Below are 25,788 nucleotides of genomic sequence, written 5' to 3' on the forward strand. Positions count from 1 at the left end.
TTCAGGTAATCGTTATCTTTTACCCGTAGGTCTGATAAGCGTCCAGACCTACGGGGCAGGTGATACTCTTATTAACTACACGTCCAGCAGCAGACGCGTTGGATCTTCCAGCAACTCTTTAATGGTTACCAGGAAGCCTACTGACTCGCGACCATCGATCAGACGGTGGTCATAAGACAGCGCCAGATACATCATCGGCAGGATTTCAACCTTGCCGTCTACCGCCATCGGACGATCTTTGATGGCATGCATACCCAGGATGGCGCTCTGCGGTGGGTTGATGATCGGCGTAGACATCAGGGAACCGAACACACCACCGTTAGTGATGGTGAAGTTACCACCCGTCAGATCTTCGACCGTCAACTTGCCGTCGCGACCTTTAACTGCCAGTTCTTTAATATTCTTCTCAATGTCAGCCATACCCAGCAGATCCACATCACGCAGGACCGGCGTGACCAGGCCACGCGGCGTGGAGACCGCCATGCTGACATCAAAGTAGTTGTGGTAAACCACGTCATCGCCGTCGATGGACGCGTTCACTTCCGGATAGCGTTTCAGCGCTTCAACAACCGCTTTCACGTAGAAAGACATAAAGCCCAGACGGATACCGTGGCGTTTCTCGAACGCATCACCGTATTGCTTACGCAGGTCCATGATTGGCTTCATGTTGACTTCGTTGAACGTGGTCAGCATGGCGGTAGAATTTTTCGCTTCCAGCAGACGCTCTGCTACGCGTTTGCGCAGACGAGTCATCGGAACACGTTTTTCGCCACGCGCGCCCAGTTGAGCCTGCGGTGCAGGTGCTGCAGCCGGGGCTTTTGCTTCGGCTTTCGCAGCCGGAGCTTTCGCCAGATGTTTTTCAACATCTTCACGGGTGATACGACCGCCGACACCGGTGCCGTTGATAGCGCTGGCTTCGAGGTTATGCTCACCCAGCAGGCGACGGATCGCCGGGCTCAGGGCATCGTTGTTCTGCTCAGCAAGAGACGCCTGCTGGCGCTGTGCCGGAGTAGAATCTTTCTCTTCAGACTTAGCACTGGTTTCTTTACCGGTGCTATTGCCTTCACGCAGGCGACCGAGGATCTGGCGAGAAGTGACGGTTGTCCCTTCATCTTCCAGAACCGCATCAAGAATACCGTCCGCTGATGCCGGTACTTCCAGTACCACTTTGTCAGTTTCGATTTCTACCAGTACTTCATCACGACGTACTGCATCGCCCGGTTTTTTGTGCCAGGTTGCAACCGTTGCATCCGCTACGGATTCAGGCAGGTCGGGAACAAGAATATCTACGCTACTCATTATTTATCCTTTATTTAATCGACGTTCAGCGCGTCATTTACCAGATCTTGTTGCTGCTTCTGGTGAACGGACATATACCCTACTGCCGGAGAGGCAGAGGCCGGGCGACCTGCATAACGCAGAGCTGACCCAAATGGAATTACTTCACGGAAATGATGCTGGCTGCAGTACCATGCGCCCTGGTTGAGCGGCTCTTCCTGGCACCAGACAAAATCATGTACGTGAGCAAATGGTTTCAGCGCTTCCTGCACCGCTTTATGCGGGAACGGATAGAGCTGTTCGATGCGCACAATGGCGACATCTTTTTGGTCGTTCTTGCGGCGTTGCTCCAGCAGGTCGTAATAAACCTTACCAGAACACATCACGACACGCTTCACGCCTTTAGGATCAAGTTCATCTACTTCGCCAATGGCTGGCAGGAAAGTACCATTTGCCAGTTCGTCCAGCGTAGACACCGCCAGCGGATGACGCAGCAGCGACTTCGGTGACATCACCACCAGCGGACGACGCATACCTCGCAGCGCCTGACGACGCAGCATGTGGTAAACCTGCGCCGGGGTAGACGGGACGCAAACCTGCATGTTTTGCTCAGCGCAAAGTTGCAGATAACGTTCCAGACGCGCGGAGGAGTGCTCCGGACCCTGACCTTCATAGCCGTGCGGCAGCAGCATAACCAGACCGCACATACGGCCCCATTTCTGCTCACCGGAAGAGATGAACTGGTCGATAACGACCTGCGCACCGTTGGCGAAGTCGCCGAACTGTGCTTCCCAGATGGTTAGCGTGCGCGGTTCTGCTGTGGCATAACCGTACTCGAACGCCAGCACGGCTTCTTCAGACAGTACGGAGTCCCATACGCGGAAGGTGCCTTGTCCGTTATGCACATGCTGCAGCGGAGTGTAGGTTGAACCGTTGGCCTGGTTATGAATTACCGCGTGACGGTGGAAGAAGGTTCCGCGACCGGAGTCTTCACCAGACAGACGGACCGGAATGCCTTCGTCAACCAGCGTGGCGTAAGCCAGATTCTCTGCACCACCCCAGTCAAACAGCTTCTCGCCTGCGGCCATGGCCTGACGGTCGCCGTAAATCTTGGCAACACGCGACTGCATTTCAACCGCTTCAGGTACAGTGCTGATGCGTTTTGCCAGCTCCTGCAGACGCTTCATCTCAACTTTGTTCGGGTAGTTTTCATCCCACTCGTGGTTGAGGTAAGGCGACCAGGTGAAGGAGTGCATGTTCATTGGACGCCACTCTTTCACTACGCATTCGCCAGCATCCAGCGCGTCACGGTACAGATTGACCATTTCAGTCGCATCTTCCAGCGTGGCGACCTTGTCCGCTTCCAGCTTATCAGCGTAGATTTTGCGCGGGGTCGGATGCTTTTTGATTTTCTGATACATCAGCGGCTGGGTTGCGCTCGGCTCGTCGGCTTCGTTGTGGCCGTGACGGCGGTAGCACACCAGATCGATGAAGACATCGCGTTTAAAGGTATTACGGAAATCCAGCGCCAGGCGGGTCACGAAAGCGACCGCTTCCGGGTCATCCGCGTTCACGTGGAAAATCGGCGCCTGAACCATCTTACCGATGTCGGTACAGTACGGTGTAGAACGCGCATCCAGCGGGTTAGACGTAGTGAAGCCCACCTGGTTGTTGATAACGATGCGAACGGTACCGCCCACTTCGTAACCACGCGCTTTCGACATGTTCAGGGTTTCCTGAACCACGCCCTGCCCGGTAACTGCCGCATCACCGTGAATGGTGATTGGCAGGACTTTATTGCTGCTCGGCTCGTCCAGACGATCCAGACGTGCACGTACGGAACCGATAACTACCGGGCTAACGATTTCCAGGTGCGACGGGTTAAACGCCAGCGCCAGGTGTACCAGGCCGCCTTCGGTTTCGATATCAGACGAGAAGCCCATATGGTACTTCACGTCACCGGTGCCGAGGTGTTCTTTATGTTTGCCCGCAAATTCGTCGAACAGTTCCTGCGGGCGTTTGCCCAGTACGTTAACCAGAACGTTCAGACGACCACGGTGCGCCATGCCCAGTACCACTTCACGGGTACCGCTGTTACCGGCGTGGCGGATCATCTCTTTGAGCATTGGGATTAACGCATCACCGCCTTCCAGCGAGAAGCGTTTTGCGCCCGGGAACTTAGCGCCCAGGTAGCGTTCCAGACCTTCCGCTGCGGTCAGTTCGCTGAGGAAGCGTTTCTTCTCTTCACTACTGAACGCGGCACGTCCAGACTCGATACGCTGTTGAAGCCAGCGTTTTTCTTCGGTGCTGGTGATGTGCATATACTCGGCGCCAATTGGGCCGCAGTAGGTTTGTTTCAGCGCGACAACCAGGTCGCTCAGCTTCATGGTGTCTTTGCCGCCGGCAAAAGAACCTACGTTAAAGCTTTCCTGGAAATCCGCATCGGTCAGATCGTGGAAAGACGGGTCCAGATCGGCCACATTTTCTTGTTGCCACAGTCCCAGCGGATCGAGATTCGCATGCTGATGACCGCGGAAACGATAGGCGTTAATGAGCTGCAGGACTTTAACCTGCTTCACATTGGCATCAGGGTCGGAAATAGAAGAAGAGTAACGTGGGGTAATCAACGCCTGTCGACGGAAATAATCACGTGTTTTTGAGTGGAGTTGATCCGGTTTGACTCCGGTACCAGGTAACTGCTGGAACGTCGAACGCCAGTTAGCATCTACCGAGTCAGGGTCGGTTAAGAAGTCTTCATAGAGCTGTTCTATCCAGCTCTGGTTAGAACCAGAGAGGTAAGAAGAGTCCAACCAGGCTTTCAAAGCGCTGTTCTGCATCGTGATCCCTTAAGCATTTGTATGCTTACTTCGCCGTGGATACTACCACGCACACCGATGTGCGTGCCGGGGTTCACTTGTTGCGGACTGTCGTGTTTTCTGCGTCCGCTAAGGAACCTTTAAAAACTGTCTAATAATGTGGCAGTTTTTAGAGGTTTCCTGCACTTATATTGCCTGATGGCGCTTCACTTATCAGGCCTACAAGGTACATAACCCGTAGGCCGGATAAGACGCTACGTCGCCATCCGGCAACCACTACAACAACTTACGCACTACGTTTGAGCAGCATCGACTTAATATGGCCGATGGCACGCGTCGGGTTCAGTCCTTTCGGACATACGCTGACGCAGTTCATGATGCTATGGCAGCGGAATACGCTGAAAGCGTCACTTAAACCTTCCAGGCGGCTGTCGGTCTCGGTATCGCGGCTATCAATTAAGAAGCGATACGCTGCCAGCAGGCCTGCCGGGCCAATAAACTTGTCCGGGTTCCACCAGAATGATGGGCAGGACGTTGAGCAGCATGCACACAAAATACATTCATACAGCCCATCGAGCTTCTCACGCTGCTCTGGCATTTGTAAATGCTCACGAGCTGGCGGATTTTTCCCATTATTCAACAAGTAAGGCTTAATCTTCTCATACTGTGCGTAGAATTGCCCCATGTCTACCACCAAATCGCGCACAACCGGTAAGCCCGGCAGCGGGCGAATGACAATTTTCTTGCCCGGCTGATTCAGCGCAGAAATAGGTGTGATACAGGCCAATCCATTTTTGCCGTTCATATTCAGACCGTCGGAGCCACAAACCCCTTCACGGCAGGAGCGACGAAACGACAGCGACGGATCTTTTTCTTTCAGCTGCATCAAGGCATCCAGCAGCATCATGTCACGCCCTTCTTCCGCCTCCAGGGTGTAATCCTGCATGCGCGGAGCGTCGTCAACATCCGGGTTATAGCGATAAACTGAAAACTCGAGTTTCATTGTCCTGTCTCCGCATTAATAAGTACGAATCTTCGGCGGGAATGCCGGGCGCAGCTTCGGTTCCATATTGACTTGACGTCGCGTCATGGATTCCGATTCTGGCAGGTACAGGGAATGGCACAGCCAGTTTTCATCATCACGTTCCGGGAAGTCGAAGCGGCTATGCGCGCCACGGCTTTCGGTACGGAAGTTTGCAGATACTGCAGTGGCGTACGCGGTCTCCATCAGGTTATCCAACTCCAGACACTCAACGCGCTGGGTGTTGAACTCGCTGGAGGTATCGTCCAGACGGGCATTTTTCAGGCGTTCGCGGATCGCTTTCAGCTCTTCCAGACCTTTCGCCATCGCATCGCCTTCGCGGAATACCGAGAAGTTATGCTGCATACATTCTTGCAGCGCTTTGCGAATCGCCACCGGGTCTTCACCGTTACGGTTACCGTTCCAGCGGTTCAGACGCGCCAGAGAAGCGTCGATTTCATCTTCGGTCGCATCCAGCAGGTCACCCTGCTCAGCGATAGATTCCTGCAGGTGCAGACCAACCGCACGACCAAATACGACCAGGTCCAGCAGCGAGTTGCCGCCAAGACGGTTGGCGCCGTGAACCGATACGCAGGCGATTTCGCCGACGGCAAACAGCCCAGGGATCACCACATCTTCACCCTGCTCATTCACGGTCAGCGCCTGGCCAGTGACTTTGGTCGGAATACCGCCCATCATATAGTGGCAGGTTGGGATAACCGGAATCGGCTCTTTGACCGGGTCAACGTGAGCAAAGGTACGGGACAGTTCGAGAATGCCCGGCAGACGGGATTCCAGCACTTCTTTACCCAGGTGGTCGAGTTTCAGTTTGGCGTGTGGACCCCACGGGCCGTCGCAGCCGCGACCTTCGCGAATTTCGATCATGATGGAACGCGCCACCACGTCACGACCCGCCAGGTCTTTCGCATTCGGGGCATAACGCTCCATGAAGCGCTCACCGTGTTTGTTCAGCAGGTAGCCACCTTCACCACGGCAGCCTTCTGTTACCAGAACGCCAGCACCGGCGATACCGGTTGGGTGGAACTGCCACATCTCCATATCCTGCACCGGCACGCCAGCGCGGATAGCCATACCAACACCGTCACCGGTATTGATGTGGGCATTAGTAGTGGACTGATAAATACGGCCAGCACCGCCGGTGGCCAGCACGGTCGCACGGGCTTTGAAGTAAACCACTTCACCGGTTTCGATACACAGCGCGGTACAACCGACAACTGCGCCATCGGCGTTTTTCACCAGGTCCAGCGCATACCACTCGGAGAAGATGGTGGTATGGTTTTTCAGGTTCTGCTGATACAGCGTGTGCAATAGTGCATGACCGGTACGGTCGGCCGCTGCCGCTGTACGAGCCGCCTGCTCGCCGCCGAAGTTCTTCGACTGGCCGCCAAACGGACGTTGATAAATTGTGCCATTGTCGAGGCGAGAGAACGGCAGCCCCATGTGGTCCAACTCCAGAATCGCTTCCGGACCGGTTTTACACATATATTCAATAGCGTCCTGGTCACCAATGTAGTCCGACCCTTTAACGGTGTCGTACATGTGCCATTCCCAGTTATCTTCATGGGTATTACCGAGCGCAACGGTGATGCCACCCTGCGCGGATACGGTATGGGAACGGGTTGGGAACACTTTGGAGAGCAGCGCACAGGTCTGACCGCTCTGGGAAATTTGCAGCGCCGCGCGCATACCTGCGCCGCCGGCACCAATCACAACAGCATCAAATTCTCTGACTGGCAGTTTCATTACACACCCCACACCACAACAAATCCATAAATGACGTAAACCACCAGCGCAACGACGATAGCCAGTTGCAGAATCAGGCGCACAGCCAGAGGTTTAACGTAGTCGGTCAACACCTGCCACATGCCGATCCAGGCATGAATCAAGATGGAGAAAAGTGCCAGCAGGGTGAAGACTTTGGTGAATGCCGATGAGAAGAAACCGGTCCAGACTTCATACGTCAGCTCGCCGCTGGTGGCGAAGAAACCGACCATATAGATGATGTATAACGTCAGAACGATAGCGGTAGCACGGACCAGAATGAAGTCATGTACGCCGTTGCGTCCTAATGCGGAGGCGTTGCTTACCATACGAGGACTCCTGCGAGAAGTGAAAGCACGACAATGATAACGAAACAAATTTTGGCGGAGCGTGTCCCTGCTTCGAGGGTTTCTTCGATATAGCCAAAATCCATCAACAGATGGCGAATGCCCATTACGGCGTGATATGCCAGCGCAATCAGGATCCCCCACAGAATTAACTCTACAAAGAAGTTATTCATAATGGATGACGCGGTGAGGAAACCTTCAGGGGAGGAAAGGCTGGTACCCAATAACCACAACAGAATCCCGACCGCCACGAAGGTAATCACTCCGGATACGCGATGGAGAATGGACGCTATCGCCGTGATTGGGAACCGGATCGTTTGCAGATCCAGATTGACAGGTCTTTGTTTTTTCACATTTCTTATCATGAATAACGCCCACATGCTGTTCTTATTATTCCCTTTAGACTTCGGGTACAGAAGATGAAGACACCTGTAGCCTGAAAGACGACGGGATTTCCTTCCTCCGGTCTGCGTGCGGGTCAGACAGCGTCCTTACTATAACTACGCGTCATATAAAACACTGCTTCCAGATGCTAAAACGACACGTTACAACGCTGGTTGGCTCGGGATTGCAGGGTATTCCGGAGACCTGGCGGCAGTATAGGACGTTCACAAAATCATTACAATTAACCTACATATAGTTTGTCGGGTTTTATCCCGAACAGTGACATAGGTCACGATAACAACATTATTTTAATTTTTAATCATCTGATTTGACAATCATTAAACAAAGTTGTTACAAACGACACCAGAAAAAGCATATAATGCGTAAAAGTTATGGGGTCACTCTTTCACCGGAGATTTAGTTATGTAACAGTGTGGAAGTATTGACCAATACCTTCAGGACAGTTATTAGTGATAGACAGGTTAAATAATTCGGATTGCTAAGTTCTTGATTTGCAGTTTATTCGCCATGAAAAGACCGTTTTACCTGCAAGCGCCCATAGCTCTGTACCCAGGTCATCCCCTCTTTCGCAGAGCGGCGAGCCAAATAACAAACTGGTAACGGTTTATTGATGCACGAAGGCAAATTTAAGTTCCGGCAGTCTTAAGCAATAAGGCGCTAAGGAGACCGTAAATGGCTGATACTAAAGCAAAGCTCACTCTAAATGGTGACGCTGCTATTGAACTGGATGTGCTGAAAGGTACGCTCGGTCAAGATGTTATTGATATTCGTAGCCTTGGCTCAAAAGGGATGTTTACTTTTGACCCAGGTTTCACCTCTACCGCATCCTGCGAATCCAAAATTACTTTCATCGACGGTGACGAAGGTGTTTTGCTCCATCGCGGCTTCCCGATTGACCAGTTGGCGACCGAGTCCAACTATCTGGAAGTGTGTTATATCCTGCTGTACGGCGAAAAACCGACGCAGGAAGAGTACGACGAGTTCAAAACCACAGTCACTCGCCATACCATGATCCACGAGCAGATCACCCGTCTGTTCCACGGTTTCCGCCGCGACTCTCACCCGATGGCCGTTATGTGCGGTGTAACCGGAGCGCTGGCAGCGTTCTATCATGACTCGCTGGATGTAAACAACGCGCGTCACCGTGAAATCGCCGCCTTCCGCCTGCTGTCCAAAATGCCAACCATGGCAGCGATGTGCTACAAATATTCCATCGGGCAGCCGTTCGTGTACCCACGTAACGATCTCTCCTACGCCGGTAACTTCCTGAACATGATGTTCTCTACGCCGTGCGAAAAATACGAAGTGAATCCTATCCTGGAACGCGCAATGGACCGTATCTTAATCCTGCACGCTGACCACGAACAGAACGCCTCAACCTCTACCGTACGTACAGCGGGCTCTTCTGGCGCTAACCCGTTTGCCTGCATCGCAGCCGGTATTGCTTCCCTGTGGGGACCGGCTCACGGTGGCGCAAACGAAGCTGCGCTGAAAATGCTGGAAGAAATCAGCTCTGTTAAACACATTCCGGAATTTGTTCGCCGCGCGAAAGACAAGAATGATTCCTTCCGCCTGATGGGCTTTGGTCACCGTGTTTATAAAAACTATGACCCGCGCGCTACCGTCATGCGTGAAACCTGCCACGAAGTGCTGAAAGAACTGGGTACCAAAGATGATCTGCTGGAAGTGGCGATGGAACTTGAGCACATTGCGCTCAATGACCCGTACTTCATCGAGAAGAAACTCTACCCGAACGTAGACTTCTACTCCGGCATCATCCTGAAAGCGATGGGTATTCCGTCCTCCATGTTCACCGTGATCTTCGCCATGGCACGTACCGTTGGCTGGATTGCACACTGGAACGAAATGCACACCGACGGCATGAAAATCGCGCGTCCGCGTCAGCTGTACACCGGCTACGACAAGCGCGATTTTAAGTCTGATATTAAGCGTTAATTGTCTGCCGGATGGCGCTAGCGCTTGTCCGGCTTAAAGTTATAAACGCTCCCAGGCCGGATAAAGCAGTGATGCCTATGTCCGGCCTGTTTTTATTTGATCCACATTATTTTATTCTTATCGTGCTTTCTCTATGATTTACTGAGATTTCTCACATTTTACTCAGGAGCATGGGATGCCTGTTTTGCAGTGGAGCCTGTTGTTTGTGCTATCGCTCCTTCTTTCCCTGCTCTTTCTGTTTATCCATCTTCCAGGCCCCTTGCTGCTCGGTTCGATGATCGTCGGCATCATTTTCAGTATGCGCGGCATCTCGCTGCATCCTCCTCGCTGCACATTTCTTGGCGCACAGGCGATTCTCGGCTGCATGATTGCCCAAAATCTGACCGGTTCAATCTTTACAACCCTTGCAGCCCACTGGCCGATGGTGATTGTTATCCTGCTGGCAACCCTTATCAGCAGCGCGATAATCGGCTGGCTGCTGGTTCGCTACAGTAATCTACCGGGGAATACCGGTGCGTGGGGCTCGTCGCCAGGCGGTGCAGCGGCAATGGTCGCAATGGCCCAGGATTATGGAGCCGACATCCGGCTGGTGGCATTTATGCAGTATCTGCGCGTACTGCTGGTGGTCGGCGCGGCTGCGCTGGTCACCCGGCTGGTGATGGGCGACCAGGCCCAAACGATCAGTGAACAAATCATCTGGTTTCCGCCGCTAAGCGGCAATCTTTTCAACACTCTGATGCTGGCCGCCGTTGCCGGCACGGCTGGACGCCTACTGCGTATTCCCTCTGGCGTTATGCTATTGCCAATGCTGGTGGGTGCCATGCTGAATGCAAGCGGAGTGATGGTGATTGAACTGCCGGAATGGCTACTGGCAATAGCCTACATGTCAATTGGCTGGCAAATCGGTCTTGGCTTTGACAAGCAGATCTTTTTGATGGCATTACGACCACTGCCACAGATCCTGTTGTCCATTTTTTCACTGATGGCGATCTGCGCCGCCATGGCCTGGGGACTGGCGCATTACATGCAGATCGACTTTCTCACTGCCTATCTGGCAACCAGTCCTGGAGGAGTGGATTCTGTTGCGGTGATCGCCGCAGGAAGCCACGCAGATATGGCGCTCATCATGGCGATGCAAACCCTGCGACTGTTCAGCATTTTGTTAACTGGCCCCGCAGTCGCGCGTTTTATTTCGGTGCACGCACCAAAACAACCCGCTTAGTGCTGACAACCCGGACACCAGTAAAAGGGGCGCGAAGAGAGCATCGTTTTTTCGATGATTCCACCACAGCGCTCACAGGCTTCACCGTCCCGATGAAAGACCTTGAAGCGAAACAGCGCGCCGTGATGTTTATTCTCATCGACCAGGCCGCGGGTATTATAAGACAGGCGCGGAATATCAAGCAGCGCATGTGCCAGTTGATCCAGTTGCTCATCACTAAGCTGCGACGCTTTATGCTGCCCGGTCAACCCAACCTGCCAAAGGATCTCTACCCGCAGGTAGTTACCTAATCCCGCCAGAAACGCCTGGTCCAGTAGCAGACCAGAAAACTGGCGATTACGAAAACGCGGAGATAACAGACGCGCTTTAACCTCATCGGGCGTTAAACGTAAATCCAGTACATCCGGCCCTACCCGTTGCAGGAACGGGTGGGTGGCGAGCTGTTCTGGCGTCAGCATTTCGATGTCAGACGCGCTATAGAGCAGAATTGTCTTGTCATGTGTTTGCAGACTGACGCGCAGTACCCGCGAAGTTTGCGGGATTGTGCCGGTATCCACCACTCGCCACACACCATAGAGCTGATTGTGACTGTACAGCGTCAGGCCATTAGAAAAATGGGTCAGTAATGCTTTCCCCCGCGTTTCAAGCTGGGTAACACGTTGCCCAATTAGTTGAGATTGATACGGTTTTAACTGCTCAAAGGCAAACCAGACATCCGTCAGGGGTTTGCCTTTGACTGCCGCCTCCAGGTTATCCGCCGCACGGCGAATCTCCGGGCCTTCAGGCATAATGCTGTCCTTTGTTAATGTGTTGCGCCGCCCGTCACTGCGATATCGCTTTCCACCTGCAAGGCGGTGGCAATCGCAATCTCCAGCGCACGGCGCACCGTTTCTGTCGCCATACTTGGCGCCCCGGGATGCTGTGCAGCCTGTTGCGGCAAATAAGGGATATGAATAAAGCCGCCCTTCACCGCAGGTACGTCGCGTAGTTTATGCAGCAGGCCATACATCACGTGGTTACACACGAAAGTACCCGCAGTCTGGGAAACCGAGGCCGGAATTCCCGCGTTGCGCATGGCGACAACCATCGCTTTAATCGGCAACGTACTAAACCATGCCGCCGGGCCATCGACCACAATCGGCACATCTACCGGCTGTTGTCCCTGGTTATCCGCAATACGCGCATCGTCAACGTTAATCGCCACGCGTTCCACGGTGATATCCGTGCGACCACCCGCCTGCCCCACCGCCAGCACCAGTGATGGCGACAACGCGTCAATCGCGGCATTGAGTACGGCGAGAGACTCGCCAAATACACACGGTAGTTGGCGGGCAATAACGCGGCATCCGCCGATAATAGCATTGTCGAGGCTCGAGACCACTTCCCAGGAAGGGTTAACTGACTCGCCGCCAAAGGGTTCAAATCCCGTGATGAGTACTGTTTTCATCCTTCCTCCTTACAGGAACATCAGGAAATACATCAGGAACACGTTGACCAGTAGCAGCAGTACGCCGGTTGGCACCTGCGCTTTAATCACCGCGTTTTTGTCCGGTAGCTCCAGCAGCGCTGCTGGAACAATATTAAAGTTCGCCGCCATCGGCGTCATCAGCGTCCCGCAATAGCCGGAGAACATACCAATCGCCGCCATTACCGCTGGATTGCCGCCGTGTTGCAGTACAAGGATCGGAATACCAATCCCAGCGGTCACGATCGGGAAAGCAGCAAACGCATTACCCATGACCATAGTCAGCAATGCCATGCCGATGGTGTACACCGCCACCGCAATAAAGCGACTATCCACCGCCAGATATTCCTGCGTTAGGTATGAAATGCCGCTACCCACACCCGCCGCTGTAAACAGCAGCCCGAGCGTAGCCAGAATCTGCGGCAGAATGAACGCCCAGCCAATGGAGTCCAGCAGACGGCGCGCCTCCTGAATCGGTTGATGCACCCGCTCATGGGTCATTTTTATCGCCATCGCCAGACCAATCAACGATCCCGCTGTCATTGAAAAGAGCGTCACCAGCGTGGCGTGATTACCTGGCCCGAACAGCGCATCCTGTAAGCCAGGAATATGGTTGAACATCAATACGCCAATAACCGTTACCACCGGGATCGCCAACGCAGGGAAAAACAGGCGGTTGCCCAGGCGGCTGGCGCTTTCTTCGCGCTGTTGCTGCGTCCGTTGATGGTAGCTTCCAAGCTTCACACCCCCAAAACCTGCGATCAGGGCCAGCACGACCACCGCAACGCCGACGGCAATATGCACCGCGCGTTTATCGCCAAACAGCGAGTATGTCCAGTCACCAAGCAGAAACAGTACGCCGTATATGCCCCAAAACAGGCCTGTGGTGAAACGACGCGGGTTCGCTTTGTCCTGCCAGGACATCAGCGCCACAATCAGTAATACCGCACCCGCCAGCCAGTAGAGATAGCTTTGTTGAAAATTCATTTCGCTTCCCCTTTCGCTGCGGCATTCGCTTTCGCCACCTCTCGTTGCAAATAGCTATCCAGACGCCACAAACGCGTGCCGTGGATCAGGAAAGCACAAATTGCCGTTGGGATCCCCCACAAGGCGATATGCAACGGTTCAGTCTGGATCCCACCAGACTCCAGCATAAAGTTGTGCATGAATATGATCGCGCCGAAGGCAACAAAGATATCTTCACCGAAAAACAGCCCAACGTTATCGGTCGCCGCTGACATTGCGCGCAGTCGATAGCGAACCGCACCGGGTATCTCGCCGTGATTTTTCTCGGCGGCCCCTTCCGCCATTGGCGCCAGCAGCGGGCGCACCATCTGCGGATGCCCGCCCAGACTGGTCAGCCCTAACGCAGCGGTCGCTTCGCGAATGAACAGATAGACAATAAGCAGACGGCCACTGGTGGCGCTGCGGATTTTAGCAATCCACGCCTGAGCGCGCTCTTTGAGTCCGTGACGTTCCAGCAGGCCAATAACCGCCAGCGGGATCAGCAGGATAAACGGCAGGTTGCGGGTGTTAAGAAAACCTTCACCCAGCTTCTCGAGGATGGTGGCGATCGGCATATGCGCCGCCAGTCCCGTGACGATCCCGGCAATAATAACCACCAATACCGGATTAAAACGTAAAAGAAATCCGACCACAATGACGGCGATGCCCGTCAATGGCCAGAGAGAAATAGCCTCTCCCATAATTAAAACCCTTATGTTGTTGTGTAATATCTTATTGTTTTATATTAAAAAATTATGCGCTAATTTGAATATTGCATGCATTAAAGGCGCTACGCAAGCGACGGGCAAAAGCGAGTGCGTGCTCGCCATCCCCATGAATGCATACCGTCTGGGCGATCACGCTTGCCCATGTTCCACTTTGGCTTTTTACTCTGCCGGATTGCACCATTTCTAACGTTTGCGCCAGCGCCTGCTCTTCATCCTCAATCAGTGCGCCCGGCTGGCTGCGGGGTACCAGGCTGCCATCGGCCTGATAACCGCGATCGGCAAAAACCTCCTGACGCGTTATCAAGCCATAGTGTTCTCCGGCGCGAATCAGTTCGCTTCCCGCCAGCCCGACCAGAACCAGCGACGGATCGCAGGCATGAACCGCTTTAGCAATCGCATCGGCCAATTGAGGATCTTTCGCCGCCTGGTTATAGAGCATGCCATGCGGTTTGACATGACGCATCACGCCGCCTTCTGCCCGCGTGATGGCAGCCAGCGCGCCAATTTGATACAGCGTCTGTGCATACACCGTTTGTGCAGGCAGTGTCATGGCGCTACGGCCAAAATTTTCCCGATCCGGAAAGCTCGGATGCGCGCCTATCGCCACGCCATTTTTTAACGCTTCGCGCACGCTTGAGAGCATGGTTTGCGCATCACCGGCATGAAACCCACAGGCAATATTGGCTGAAGACACGAGTTGCAGCAGCGCTGCATCGTTCGCACATCCCTCACCGAGGTCCGCGTTGAGATCAATTTTCATTGTTAAGTCGCCATGTTAACTGTTCCAGGTAACGCTGCTGGTCGTACCGCGCCTTCAGCGCTTCCTCCAGCGAACACTGCACAAAGTGAATCGGTTGACCGAGCGGGATCTGCGCCAGATGATGCATATCTGCCTCGATGATACAGGCGATGCGCGGATAGCCACCCGTCGTCTGAGCATCGTTCATCAGCACGATTGGCTGGCCATTATGCGGAACCTGCACCACGCCGGGGAGCAAACCATGCGACAGCAACTCGCGATCGGTCGTGCGCGTCAGCGGCTGCCCCTGAAGACGATACCCCATACGGTTACTTTGTGGGCTAAGCTGCCACGGCGAGCGCCAGAAAGAGGCCTGCGATACCTCATCAAACTCCTGATACTCAGGGCCGGGCAGTGCGCGAATGAGATTACCCCACATCAGTTGTTTTACACCTTGTGGCCCGCTGAATTGCCGGGTCGATACGCCAATCGCCAGTCGATCGCCATCACGCAGCAGACGCCCTTCAAACCCACCAATGCCCACTTTCAGATCGGTACTACGCGAGCCCATCACTTCGGGAACATCAATACCGCCCGCTACCGCCAGATAACTGCGCATGCCATGAAGCGGGCGTTTTAGCGTCAGGCGCTGCCCGGCTTTTACCGGTAACCGCCATCCGCTCCATACGGGAGTTCGATCCAGATGCGCTTCGCATCCGGCACCGGTCAGGGCAAACCAGCCATCGGCTTCAAACTCCACCACCAGTTGCCCCAGCGTGATTTCCAGCGCTGCGGCATTCGCATCATTACCCACCAGCAGGTTAGCCACGTTCAGCGCCGGTTTATCCAGCGCGCCGCAGTGACTAATTCCGGATTGACGAAAACTATGGCGTCCCCCGTCCTGTACTGAGGTGTACATGCCAGCGCGGATGATGTTTAACATATCCCCTCCTTCTGCGGGACAAAACGCACGGTATCGCCAGCCCGTAACAGAATCGGCTCCTCCCGTTTTGGATCAAATAACGAAACGGAGGTACGCCCAATCAATTGCCACCCACCGGGTGTTGCAAGCGGGTAGATCCCCGTTTGAGATCCACCGATACCGACAGAACCTGCCGGAACAAGCAAACGCGGTTCCGCACGTCTGGGGGTATGCAGCTGTTCAGGTAAGCTCCCGAGATAGGGAAATCCCGGCTGAAAACCGATAAACCACACCACATAGTCAACTGACGCATGAAGTTCGACGACCTGCTTGTCGCTTAATCCACTGTGTCGGGCGACCTCTGCCAGATCAGGGCCAAACTCACCACCATAGGTCACAGGTATTTCAATAAAGCGTGAATCCGGCTCCAGTGCTTCACTCTCTTCCCACCAGCGCTGCAGGCGTTCAATCGCATCCAGCGCCAGTGTTTGCGGGTCGCGCAGGGTAACCGTGATATTGTTCATTCCCGGAATAGCTTCAAGCACATTCGGGGCGTCAACTAAACGCTGAGCCAGACGCCAGATGCGTTTCTGAGTCGCCAGCGTGATGGGGGGCTCCAGTTCAAGAACCACCGCCGTTTCACCTAACAGATAACAACGCGCTCGCTGCACTTTCATCCCTCTTTTATTACGCTGGATTAGGAATATCGATAAAGGTTACGTCCAGATCGGTATTTTCATTCAGCCATTCGCTTAATGCGCGAATGCCGCCGCGTTCGGTCGCATGGTGACCGGCAGCATAAAAATGCAGCCCCTGCTCGCGGGCTGAGTGAATGGTTTGCTCAGAGACTTCACCGGTAATAAAGGCGTCGACACCAAATCGGGCTGCGCTATCAATAAAACTTTGCCCCCCCCCGGTACACCAGGCAACGCGCTGAACTTTCTCCGGCCCGGTATCACCGCACCATAACGGTTTACGACCTAAACGCGCTTCAATCCACGATGCCAGCTCCAGCCCCGGAACCGGCATGGAGAGTTCGCCCCATGGCACCAGCGGTTCAATTTCACCCATCACGGTGATTCCTAACAGCGCGGCCAACTGCGCGTTATTCCCCAATTCCGGGTGTGCATCCAGCGGCAAGTGCCAGCCATACAGGTTGATATCATTTTCTAACAGCGTTTTCAGACGATTGCGCTTCATGCCGCGAATAACCGGAGATTCGCCTTTCCAAAAATAACCGTGGTGAACGATAACCGCATCCGCTTGCTGGCGTACCGCCTCGTCCAGCAATGCCTGGCTTGCAGTCACACCGGTCACGATTTTATGCACCGTCTCTTTGCCCTCAACCTGCAAACCATTCGGCGCATAATCGCTAATGGCGGCGCTGTTTAGTTTGTCGTTGATCAGTTGTTCCAGTTCGGTGTTTTTCATCATCGTCCTCGTAGTCATCATTTCTGCCTGCCCAATCAGCAACACAGCTTAGGTTAAAATAGCGTCCCCGCCTGCGTTCGTCGATAGCCATTTCACTGACACATAAAGAAACAATCACACCCGCTTTGAACATGATTTGCTTACCACTACGCGATCTAATTCATGTATATTTATGCAATCAGATAGCATATTGCAAAAATAATCAGATCTGTATCAAAGTTACAACTTTAAGGAAACACACTCGCGCAGCACGTTCAGCCAGTCGCGAGGCATTTACTTCGAGAAAATAATGAATAAACAAGCATCTCAACCACGGGCGATATACTACGTTGTCGCGCTACAAATCTGGGAATACTTCAGTTTTTACGGCATGCGTGCGCTGCTGATCCTGTATCTCACTAACCAGCTTAAGTACGACGATAATCACGCATATGAACTGTTCAGCGCCTACTGCTCGCTGGTCTATGTCACCCCTATTCTCGGGGGATACCTGGCCGATAAAGTGCTCGGCAATCGAATGGCGGTGATGATCGGCGCATTTTTAATGGCGGTGGGGCATCTGGTTTTGGGTGCCAGTGAAATGGCCCCGGCTTTCCTCTATTTGTCGCTGGCGATAATTGTCTGCGGTTACGGTCTGTTTAAATCAAATATCAGTTGCCTGCTTGGCGAGTTATATCAACCTGAAGACCCACGTCGCGATGGTGGATTCTCTCTGCTCTACGCCGCCGGTAACATCGGTTCGATCATCGCACCAATTGCCTGCGGATACGTGCAGGAAGAGTACAGTTGGGCGATGGGCTTTGCGCTGGCTGCCATCGGCATGCTGGCAGGGCTGGTGATATTCTTATGTGGTAATCGCCATTTCGCCCACACCACCGGCGTCAACAAGGCCGTTCTGTGTGCTAAAACCTTTATTCTGCCAAACTGGGCCTGGCTGTTAGTTTTGTTGGTTGCCGCACCGCTGCTGATTACCGTGCTGTTCTGGAAAGAGTGGTCCGTTTACGCACTGATTGTTGCCACCATTATTGGTCTGGCAGTTCTGGCGAAGATTTATCGCCAGGCACAGACGCAGAAACAACGCAAAGATCTGGGGCTTATCGTCACGCTGACCTTCTTCAGCCTGTTGTTTTGGGCCTTTGCTCAACAGGGCGGCAGTTCGATCAGCCTGTATATCGACCGCTTCGTTAACCGCGATATTCTGGGGTATTCCGTCCCTACCGCGATGTTCCAGTCGGTTAACGCTTTTGCCGTTATGCTGTGCGGTATCGTACTGGCGTGGGTAGTCAAAGAAAGCGTGAGTGGCAATCGTACCGTACGTATCTGGGGTAAATTTGCCCTTGGCCTCGGCTTAATGAGCGCTGGGTTCTGTATTCTAACCTTGAGCGCTCGCTGGTCCGCTGCTTACGGCCACTCTTCGATGCCGCTGATGGTACTTGGGTTGGCGGTCATGGGCTTTGCCGAACTGTTTATCGATCCGGTGGCAATGTCACAAATTACGCGTATTGAGATCCCTGGTGTTACCGGCGTATTAACCGGCATTTATATGCTGCTTTCCGGTGCCATCGCCAACTACCTGGCAGGCGTTATCGCCGATCAGACCTCACAAGGCTCGTTTGATGCTGCGGGCGCTATCAACTACTCCATCAATGCCTATATTGATGTCTTTAGTGAAATTACCTGGGGCGCGCTGGCCTGTGTGGTGCTGGTGCTGATGATTTGGCTGTACCAGTCGCTTAAGTTCAGAAACCGTTCACTGGCGGTAGAATCCTGAGTGTAGGGGCCCGATGATGTAATCTGATTCGGGCTTTTTTTCAGGAATTACGCATGGCTGGCAGTCAACTCCTCTTCAGAAAGACCTGTAACCAGAAGCACCATGTTGCGATCTATTCCCTGCTCCAACATAGTTTGCGCTATACGTAATGCGGCTTCTCGTTTGCCTCGCTGCAACCCTTCCTGTAATCCATCTAAGCGTAACCGCTCGGCAATCGTCATCAGCTTCTCCTTATGTTGGGGGATCCGTTGCGCCATCTCTTGTATAAATTCATTAAAGCGAGATTCATCGCCGGATTGCAGGATGTAATTAAACATCGCCTGTAGTTGTGTGTCATTAGCGCACCCTGTAAGTAACAGCGTGGCAAGCTGATCTACCAGTCCCAGCAAATCCCGCTGACGGATATGTTTTTGCAGATCTGCTGGAAGGTATTACGCAGAAATCCGCTGCGCGCTTATCCCTTACGCGCCGCCTCATATGCCGCCAGCGTCGCCAGCCTCGCCTGTTTATGATCCACAATCGGGCGAGGATAACTCAGTGTTACCTGCGCTTTTTCAGCCCACGACCACGGTTCATGAATGGCTTTACCCCGCACGTCGCGCAGTTCCGGCACCCACTGGCGGATAAACTCACCGTCACGGTCGAATTTTTCGCCCTGCGTCGTGGGGTTAAAGATACGGAAATACGGTGCGGCGTCGGTTCCGGTTGAGGCTGCCCACTGCCAGCCGCCGTTATTGGCCGCGAGGTCACCATCAATCAGTTGCGACATGAAATATTGTTCGCCTTTACGCCAGTCGATCAGCAGATCTTTCACTAAAAAACTGGCGGTAATCATGCGTAAACGATTATGCATCCAGCCCGTAGCGTTGAGCTGACGCATGGCCGCATCCACAATGGGGTAGCCCGTATTCCCTGTTTTCCAGGCCTGCAAATGCGTCGGATTATTCTGCCATTGCACGCGATCGGTCCAGCGAATAAAAGGTTGATACCGACACAGCGACGGATGGTAAGTCATTAGATGACGATAAAATTCACGCCAGATAAGCTCATTCAACCAAACGCTACCTGCCCCATCCTCAAGCGCCTGCGGCTGCTCCACGAGCAGTCGATTCAGGCACTGGCGCGGTGATAGTCCTCCTGTCGCCAGGCTTGCGGATAATCGACTGGTTCCGTCAATCGCCGGAAAGTCACGCAGTTGTTCATATTCTCCGGCGGCCTGCTGGCAAAAATGGCGTAACTGCGCGATGGCCAATTTTTCTTCTGCCGGAAATTGCTGCGTATCAAAATCCTGCTGCGGGTAGCTCAACGAGATGGATGTTAATGGAGAGTCAAGAGCACCGCTTTCTCTCACCTTCGGCGCACTGACACATTCTGGGATCCCGTCTTTTATCCGCTTCAGCCAGGCATTTTTAAACGGCGTAAAGACTTTATACATCTCGTGATTACCGGTCATGACCGCCCCCGGAGGCAGGATCACGCTGTCGTCAAACCCTTCGCACACCACCTGAGGTAATAACTTTTCGACGGCAACATCACGCTGGCGTTCGTTTATTTCATATTGATAGTTATAAAATATTCGACTGACGCCATGCTGTACGCAGACGTTTTTGACGGTTTCCACACTGGTCGCAAAATCAGCAACTTCATGAAACAGAAGCGGGATGCCCTTTTCTGCCAGCGCCGTTTGCAACGCGTTCAGCTGCGCATTAACCAATGCCGCCTGACGTGGGGCCATATCATGCGCCTTCCACTGTTCAGGCGTGGAAATATAGAGCGCGAGTACATGTGCAGAACGATCCCGACAAGCCGCCGCCAGCGCGAGATTGTCGTGCAGACGCAAATCACGCCGAAACCAGACCAAATGCGTGGTCATAACACTCCCTGATAAAAATTAATCATTGCCCTGTAAACGCCAAATCGCAGGCCAGAGTTCAAAATAACGTTGCCCGGACAACCAGGTGTTCGGGTGCTCAGCCATATAGTGTTTGAGGAGCATTAAGGGTGCAAGTAGCGGCTGCGCCTCGCGTCGATAGTTATCGATTATCGAGGTCAATTCCTGACGTTGACGCAGATCGAGCTGATTACGGAAATAGCCCTGTACGTGCATCAATACATTGGTATGGTTACGCCGGGTAGCAGGATTTAATAACAGATGGGTCAATCGTAGGCGATACTCGGTAAAAAAAGCATCGAGATCTTGCCATTCATGGATTGCGGCAACGAAGGGGCCAAGCTCCCGATACTCTGGCTGGGAATGCGCCAGTAGTACCAGTTTGTAGCGAGTATGATAGTCAATTAATGCGCCCCGCGTTAATTTTCGCTGACGCAGGCGGTGCAATTCATGCAAAGCGTAAACACGTATTAATGTATTTTCGTCGAACTGAGGTGCCTCACTCGCTTCTGTGGTCAGACAGGTGCGGATACCAACAGGAATTCTCGTGCTCATCGCCACTCCTTATCCGTTACTCAGATAAGTGTAGACGTCGGCGTATAAAAAAACCGCCACATTGCTGTTAGCGGTTTTCTTGAACAATAACGACAACTTAATAGAAGTCGCAGGTGGCTTTTTCAGCCTGCTCCATCCACACCGGTTTATCACTGGTTTTGGACCAGACGCGGTGCAGATAGCTGTAAAAACGGGCGCGGTCTTTCCAGAACAACATGACCGGCAGCGCCAGCACGCCCGCCACAACGGCAAAGGTACGGCGCAAGAAAACAATGTGTGCTGGATATTCTTTATAAAAGTCCATAATCCTCTCCCATATATCTGTTCGGTGAATCGCACCGGAAAAATAAACTTGGTTAACTGATGAAAATAATACCGCCTTGTGTGTAATTTTGCTACTCATCCGACCACTTATTTTTATCTATTGATGCTCCGTTTAGCTAAAAACCGTAATTAAGTTACATAAAAGTTAAATTAATACTAATCATTAGTTAAATAATGGTCTTTGCCATTTTTATACTTTTTTTACACCTCTCTAACTGATTTTTGCGAAATCTTTGCAAGCAAAATTCTACGCTCTGGTTATCACATTTATGCCACTGGAGGTGCACCGTGAGTGCAGGCGTGATAACCGGCATTGTGCTGGTCTTTTTATTATTAGGTTATCTGGTGTATGCCCTGATTAATGCGGAGGCGTTCTGATGGCGGCCCAAGGATTTTTACTCATTGCCAGTTTCTTGCTGGTACTGTTTATCATCGCCAGACCGCTGGGTTTTGGCTTGGCTCGGCTGATCAATAATACGTCCCTGCCGGGCCTGGCTGGCGTGGAACATCTGCTCTGGCGCGGTCTGGGCATCTCGCAGCAGGAGATGAACTGGCGGCAGTATCTGTTGGCGATCCTCGCGCTCAATGTGCTGGGGTTGCTGGTCCTGTTTTCAATGCTGATGGCGCAAAACCTGCTGCCGCTAAATCCGCAACAGCTACCTGGGCTTTCGTGGGATTTGGCGCTCAACACGGCGGTAAGTTTTGTCACCAACACCAACTGGCAATCCTATGCTGGCGAAACCACCTTAAGCTACTTCAGCCAGATGGTCGGGCTGACCGTGCAGAACTTCCTGTCAGCGGCAACCGGGATTGCGGTGATTTTTGCCCTGGCCCGTGCCTTTACTCGCCAGAGTATGAACACGCTGGGCAACGCCTGGGTCGATCTGGTTCGCATTACGCTGTGGATCCTGCTCCCCATTGCATTGCTCATTGCGTTGTTCTTCATTCAGCAAGGTGTGCTGCAAAACGTGTTGCCCTATCAGCCCATTACTACCCTTGAAGGGGTGAAACAGGTGCTGCCGATGGGGCCCGTCGCCTCACAGGAAGCGATTAAGATGCTTGGCACTAACGGGGGCGGGTTCTTTAACGCTAACTCATCACATCCGTTTGAAAACCCTACCGCGTTGACCAATCTGGTACAGATGTTGGCCATTTTCTTAATTCCTACCGCGCTGTGTTTTGCCTTTGGTGATGTGGTTGGCGATCGTCGCCAGGGGCGGACCCTGCTGTGGGCCATGTCGCTGATATTTGTGGTCTGCGTAGCCGTGGTGATGTGGGCCGAAGTTCAAGGCAACCCGCACCTGATGGCATTCGGTGCAGACAGTAATATCAACATGGAAGGCAAAGAAAGCCGCTTTGGCGTGCTGGCTACGAGTCTTTTTTCCGTCGTGACGACAGCGGCATCTTGCGGCGCTGTCGATGCGATGCATGACTCCTTCACCGCGCTGGGTGGGATGGTGCCGATGTGGCTAATGCAGATTGGCGAAGTGGTCTTCGGTGGTGTCGGTTCGGGCCTGTACGGCATGCTGCTGTTCGTGTTGTTGGCGGTGTTTATCGCGGGCCTGATGATTGGTCGCACGCCGGAATATCTGGGTAAGAAAATAGACGTGCGTGAAATGAAAATGACCGCACTGGCGATTCTGGTCACCCCTGCGCTGGTACTGCTCGGTACGGCGATAGCGATGATGAGCGATGCCGGGCGCAGCGCCATGCTCAATCCTGGTCCACATGGCTTTAGCGAAGTGTTGTACGCCGTATCGTCTGCCGCGAACAACAACGGTAGCGCCTTCGCCGGATTAAGCGCCAACAGCCCGTTCTGGAACTGTCTGCTGGCCCTGTGCATGTTCTTAGGCCGCTTCGGCGTGATCATTCCCGTGATGGCAATTGCCGGATCGCTGGTCAGTAAAAAGATCCAGCCAGCAAGCCCTGGCACGCTGCCTACTCACGGTGCACTGTTTGTCGGGTTGTTAATCGGTACGGTGTTACTGGTTGGCGCCCTCACTTTTGTTCCTGCCCTGGCACTTGGCCCGGTCGCAGAATACCTGTCATTACACTGAGTGATGCGGAGCACATGACTATGAGTCGCAAGCAACTGGCGCTGTTCGAACCCTCTCTGGTCGCACAGGCGCTGATGGACGCCGTGAAAAAATTAAGCCCACATACCCAGTGGCGCAATCCGGTGATGTTTATCGTCTGGCTGGGCAGTCTGCTGACAACCCTGTTAACGCTGGCAATGGCCACAGGCCATATGCAAGGCAATCCGTGGTTTACCGGCGCGATAAGTCTGTGGCTGTGGATTACCGTTCTGTTCGCCAACTTTGCCGAAGCGCTGGCGGAAGGACGCAGTAAGGCTCAGGCTAACAGTCTGAAAGGAGTTAAAAAAACCGCTTTTGCTCGCAAACTCCGCGAACCGAAATACGGTGCCGCCATGGATCACGTTCCGGCGGAGGATTTGCGCAAAGGAGATATCGTGTTAGTAGAAGCGGGCGATATTATCCCGTGTGACGGCGAGGTCATCGAAGGTGGCGCATCGGTGGATGAAAGCGCCATTACCGGTGAATCCGCGCCGGTCATTCGTGAATCCGGTGGTGATTTCGCCTCCGTCACCGGCGGGACCCGCATCCTCTCCGACTGGCTGGTGATCGAATGTAGCGTGAACCCTGGTGAAACGTTCCTCGACCGGATGATCGCCATGGTTGAAGGCGCGCAGCGGCGTAAAACGCCGAATGAAATCGCCCTGACGATCCTGTTGATAGCCCTGACCATCGTTTTTCTGCTGGCGACCGCCACGCTGTGGCCGTTTTCCGCCTGGGGTGGTAGCGCGGTTAGCGTCACGGTACTGGTTGCCCTGCTGGTGTGTCTGATCCCCACCACCATCGGTGGGTTGCTCTCTGCTATTGGCGTCGCCGGGATGAGCCGCATGTTGGGCGCGAACGTCATCGCCACCAGCGGACGTGCAGTGGAAGCGGCGGGTGACGTGGACGTGCTGCTGCTGGACAAAACCGGCACCATTACGCTGGGCAACCGCCAGGCTTCAGATTTTCTGCCCGCCCAGGGGGTGGATGAAAAGACGCTGGCCGACGCCGCGCAGCTTTCATCACTGGCCGATGAAACCCCTGAAGGCCGCAGTATCGTGATTCTGGCAAAACAGCGCTTTAATCTGCGTATTCGCGACGTGCAATCGCTGCACGCCACCTTTGTACCGTTTACCGCCCAAAGCCGAATGAGCGGGATCAACATCGACAACCGCATGATCCGCAAAGGGTCGGTCGATGCTATTCGTCGTCACGTTGAAGCCAACGGCGGCCACTTCCCTGCCGACGTGGAGCAGAAGGTCGAAAACGTCGCACGCCTTGGCGCTACGCCGCTGGTGGTTGCCGAAGGCTCCCGCGTGCTGGGCGTGATTGCCCTGAAAGATATTGTAAAAGGCGGAATCAAAGAACGTTTTGCCCAACTGCGTAAAATGGGCATCAAAACGGTGATGATCACCGGCGATAACCGCCTGACCGCTGCCGCGATTGCGGCAGAAGCCGGGGTAGATGACTTCTTAGCTGAAGCCACGCCGGAAGCCAAGCTGGCGCTGATTCGTCAGTATCAGGCGGAAGGTCGTCTGGTGGCGATGACCGGCGACGGAACCAATGACGCCCCGGCGCTGGCGCAAGCCGACGTGGCGGTCGCCATGAACTCCGGGACCCAGGCGGCGAAAGAAGCAGGCAATATGGTGGATCTCGACTCTAACCCCACCAAGCTGATTGAAGTGGTGCACATTGGTAAACAGATGCTGATGACGCGTGGTTCGCTGACCACCTTCAGTATCGCCAACGACGTGGCGAAGTATTTCGCCATTATCCCGGCCGCGTTCGCCGCCACCTACCCGCAGCTCAATGCGCTTAACGTGATGGGCTTGCATTCGCCGGACTCGGCGATCCTCAGCGCGGTTATCTTTAATGCGCTGGTTATCGTCTTACTGATCCCGCTGGCGCTTAAAGGCGTGGGCTACAAACCGTTATCCGCATCCGCAATGCTGCGCCGTAATTTGTGGATCTATGGTCTGGGTGGTCTGGTTGTGCCGTTTATCGGTATCAAAGCAATTGATTTACTGCTGACCCTACTGGGTCTGGTGTGAGGTT

At 53.6% G+C, this 25,788-nt stretch carries 23 protein-coding genes and 2 pseudogenes; 7 read left to right on the forward strand and 18 right to left on the reverse strand.

What is annotated here, in order from left to right; all coding sequences use genetic code 11:
* Nucleotides 1-75 precede the first annotated feature (75 nt).
* From odhB to sdhC, 6 genes are all read right to left on the reverse strand, one after another.
* Nucleotides 76-1,299, reverse strand: coding sequence for a 2-oxoglutarate dehydrogenase complex dihydrolipoyllysine-residue succinyltransferase (gene odhB / locus OGX94_RS02350; RefSeq protein ID WP_003022925.1), 1,224 nt, complete (start codon nucleotides 1,297-1,299; stop codon nucleotides 76-78).
* A gap of 14 nt (nucleotides 1,300-1,313) precedes the next feature.
* Complete coding sequence (sucA, locus tag OGX94_RS02355) at nucleotides 1,314-4,115, reverse strand: 2-oxoglutarate dehydrogenase E1 component (protein ID WP_003831411.1); 2,802 nt, start codon at nucleotides 4,113-4,115, stop codon at nucleotides 1,314-1,316.
* Between the two features lie 265 nt (nucleotides 4,116-4,380).
* A complete protein-coding gene (sdhB, locus tag OGX94_RS02360; RefSeq protein WP_003022921.1) occupies nucleotides 4,381-5,097 on the reverse strand; it encodes a succinate dehydrogenase iron-sulfur subunit SdhB in 717 nt (238 codons plus the stop codon).
* Nucleotides 5,098-5,112: 15 nt separating this feature from the next.
* Nucleotides 5,113-6,879, reverse strand: a complete 1,767-nt coding sequence (sdhA, locus tag OGX94_RS02365; protein ID WP_003831409.1) for a succinate dehydrogenase flavoprotein subunit — start codon at nucleotides 6,877-6,879, stop codon at nucleotides 5,113-5,115.
* On the reverse strand, nucleotides 6,879-7,226 hold the full coding sequence (sdhD, locus tag OGX94_RS02370; protein WP_003831408.1) for a succinate dehydrogenase membrane anchor subunit: 348 nt from the start codon (nucleotides 7,224-7,226) through the stop codon (nucleotides 6,879-6,881). Before sdhD ends, sdhA begins: the two co-directional genes overlap by 1 nt.
* Nucleotides 7,220-7,624: a succinate dehydrogenase cytochrome b556 subunit gene (gene sdhC, locus OGX94_RS02375; protein ID WP_003831406.1), complete on the reverse strand. Its 405-nt coding sequence runs from the start codon at nucleotides 7,622-7,624 to the stop codon at nucleotides 7,220-7,222. Before sdhC ends, sdhD begins: the two co-directional genes overlap by 7 nt.
* 383 nt (nucleotides 7,625-8,007) lie before the next feature.
* On the opposite strand from sdhC, the pseudogene OGX94_RS02380 reads away from it, so the two are divergent.
* The 3 genes and pseudogenes from OGX94_RS02380 to OGX94_RS02390 all read left to right on the forward strand — a co-directional run bounded on the left by OGX94_RS02380 (nucleotide 8,008) and on the right by OGX94_RS02390 (nucleotide 10,827).
* Nucleotides 8,008-8,118 (forward strand): annotated as a pseudogene (locus OGX94_RS02380) (hypothetical protein).
* Between the two features lie 203 nt (nucleotides 8,119-8,321).
* Nucleotides 8,322-9,605 carry a citrate synthase gene (locus OGX94_RS02385; protein ID WP_003831404.1) on the forward strand — a complete coding sequence of 428 codons (1,284 nt, stop codon included), beginning with the start codon at nucleotides 8,322-8,324 and terminating at the stop codon, nucleotides 9,603-9,605.
* A gap of 175 nt (nucleotides 9,606-9,780) precedes the next feature.
* Nucleotides 9,781-10,827 carry an AbrB family transcriptional regulator gene (locus tag OGX94_RS02390; RefSeq protein ID WP_149281361.1) on the forward strand — a complete coding sequence of 349 codons (1,047 nt, stop codon included), beginning with the start codon at nucleotides 9,781-9,783 and terminating at the stop codon, nucleotides 10,825-10,827.
* On the opposite strand, the gene nei is transcribed toward OGX94_RS02390, so the two are convergent.
* The 8 genes from nei to ybgI are packed head-to-tail and all read right to left on the reverse strand — an operon-like array spanning nucleotide 10,824 to nucleotide 17,117.
* Nucleotides 10,824-11,615: an endonuclease VIII gene (gene nei, locus OGX94_RS02395; RefSeq protein ID WP_181509114.1), complete on the reverse strand. Its 792-nt coding sequence runs from the start codon at nucleotides 11,613-11,615 to the stop codon at nucleotides 10,824-10,826. The two genes, OGX94_RS02390 and nei, sit on opposite strands and share 4 nt — an antisense overlap.
* 14 nt (nucleotides 11,616-11,629) lie before the next feature.
* Nucleotides 11,630-12,274, reverse strand: a complete 645-nt coding sequence (gene pcp / locus OGX94_RS02400; protein ID WP_003831398.1) for a pyroglutamyl-peptidase I — start codon at nucleotides 12,272-12,274, stop codon at nucleotides 11,630-11,632.
* Nucleotides 12,275-12,283: 9 nt separating this feature from the next.
* A complete protein-coding gene (locus tag OGX94_RS02405; RefSeq protein ID WP_008784131.1) occupies nucleotides 12,284-13,279 on the reverse strand; it encodes a DUF979 domain-containing protein in 996 nt (331 codons plus the stop codon).
* Nucleotides 13,276-13,998 (reverse strand): DUF969 domain-containing protein, encoded by a 723-nt coding sequence (locus OGX94_RS02410; protein WP_063940693.1) that lies wholly within the window; start codon nucleotides 13,996-13,998, stop codon nucleotides 13,276-13,278. Before OGX94_RS02410 ends, OGX94_RS02405 begins: the two co-directional genes overlap by 4 nt.
* A 52-nt stretch (nucleotides 13,999-14,050) precedes the next feature.
* Nucleotides 14,051-14,785 carry a 5-oxoprolinase subunit PxpA gene (gene pxpA / locus OGX94_RS02415; protein ID WP_063940694.1) on the reverse strand — a complete coding sequence of 245 codons (735 nt, stop codon included), beginning with the start codon at nucleotides 14,783-14,785 and terminating at the stop codon, nucleotides 14,051-14,053.
* Nucleotides 14,775-15,707, reverse strand: a complete 933-nt coding sequence (pxpC, locus tag OGX94_RS02420; protein WP_257661496.1) for a 5-oxoprolinase subunit PxpC — start codon at nucleotides 15,705-15,707, stop codon at nucleotides 14,775-14,777. The genes pxpA and pxpC overlap by 11 nt, the downstream gene beginning before the upstream one ends.
* On the reverse strand, nucleotides 15,701-16,357 hold the full coding sequence (pxpB, locus tag OGX94_RS02425) for a 5-oxoprolinase subunit PxpB (protein WP_003831391.1): 657 nt from the start codon (nucleotides 16,355-16,357) through the stop codon (nucleotides 15,701-15,703). Before pxpB ends, pxpC begins: the two co-directional genes overlap by 7 nt.
* A gap of 16 nt (nucleotides 16,358-16,373) precedes the next feature.
* Nucleotides 16,374-17,117 (reverse strand): radiation resistance protein YbgI, encoded by a 744-nt coding sequence (gene ybgI / locus OGX94_RS02430; RefSeq protein ID WP_003831390.1) that lies wholly within the window; start codon nucleotides 17,115-17,117, stop codon nucleotides 16,374-16,376.
* 289 nt (nucleotides 17,118-17,406) lie between these two features.
* Here ybgI and dtpD point away from each other — a divergent pair, with 289 nt between their 5' ends.
* Nucleotides 17,407-18,888, forward strand: a complete 1,482-nt coding sequence (gene dtpD, locus OGX94_RS02435) for a dipeptide permease DtpD (RefSeq protein WP_200920661.1) — start codon at nucleotides 17,407-17,409, stop codon at nucleotides 18,886-18,888.
* Nucleotides 18,889-18,935: 47 nt separating this feature from the next.
* On the opposite strand, the pseudogene OGX94_RS02440 reads toward dtpD, so the two are convergent.
* From OGX94_RS02440 to OGX94_RS02455, 4 genes and pseudogenes are all read right to left on the reverse strand, one after another.
* Nucleotides 18,936-19,304 (reverse strand): annotated as a pseudogene (locus tag OGX94_RS02440) (Rpn family recombination-promoting nuclease/putative transposase); the annotation flags it as partial.
* Nucleotides 19,305-19,342: 38 nt separating this feature from the next.
* Nucleotides 19,343-20,761, reverse strand: a complete 1,419-nt coding sequence (gene phrB / locus OGX94_RS02445) for a deoxyribodipyrimidine photo-lyase (RefSeq protein WP_257661495.1) — start codon at nucleotides 20,759-20,761, stop codon at nucleotides 19,343-19,345.
* 18 nt (nucleotides 20,762-20,779) lie between these two features.
* Complete coding sequence (locus OGX94_RS02450) at nucleotides 20,780-21,334, reverse strand: DUF1722 domain-containing protein (protein ID WP_003831377.1); 555 nt, start codon at nucleotides 21,332-21,334, stop codon at nucleotides 20,780-20,782.
* Nucleotides 21,335-21,431: 97 nt separating this feature from the next.
* Entirely contained in the window at nucleotides 21,432-21,638 is a 207-nt protein-coding gene (locus OGX94_RS02455; RefSeq protein ID WP_003022870.1) for a YbfA family protein, read from the reverse strand.
* Nucleotides 21,639-21,946: 308 nt separating this feature from the next.
* On the opposite strand from OGX94_RS02455, the gene kdpF reads away from it, so the two are divergent.
* From kdpF to kdpB, 3 genes are read left to right on the forward strand one after another with little or no spacing between them, the layout of a single operon-like run.
* The gene (gene kdpF, locus OGX94_RS02460; protein WP_001670793.1) at nucleotides 21,947-22,036 is read left to right on the forward strand and encodes a K(+)-transporting ATPase subunit F; all 90 of its coding nucleotides are present in this window, start codon (nucleotides 21,947-21,949) and stop codon (nucleotides 22,034-22,036) included.
* A complete protein-coding gene (kdpA, locus tag OGX94_RS02465; protein WP_257661494.1) occupies nucleotides 22,036-23,715 on the forward strand; it encodes a potassium-transporting ATPase subunit KdpA in 1,680 nt (559 codons plus the stop codon). Before kdpF ends, kdpA begins: the two co-directional genes overlap by 1 nt.
* A gap of 20 nt (nucleotides 23,716-23,735) precedes the next feature.
* Nucleotides 23,736-25,784: a potassium-transporting ATPase subunit KdpB gene (gene kdpB, locus OGX94_RS02470; RefSeq protein ID WP_257661493.1), complete on the forward strand. Its 2,049-nt coding sequence runs from the start codon at nucleotides 23,736-23,738 to the stop codon at nucleotides 25,782-25,784.
* The last annotated feature ends 4 nt before the right edge of the window (nucleotides 25,785-25,788 follow it).

It is taken from the genome of Citrobacter sp. Cpo037, from assembly GCF_030332945.1.
Lineage (GTDB): Bacteria > Pseudomonadota > Gammaproteobacteria > Enterobacterales > Enterobacteriaceae > Citrobacter > Citrobacter portucalensis.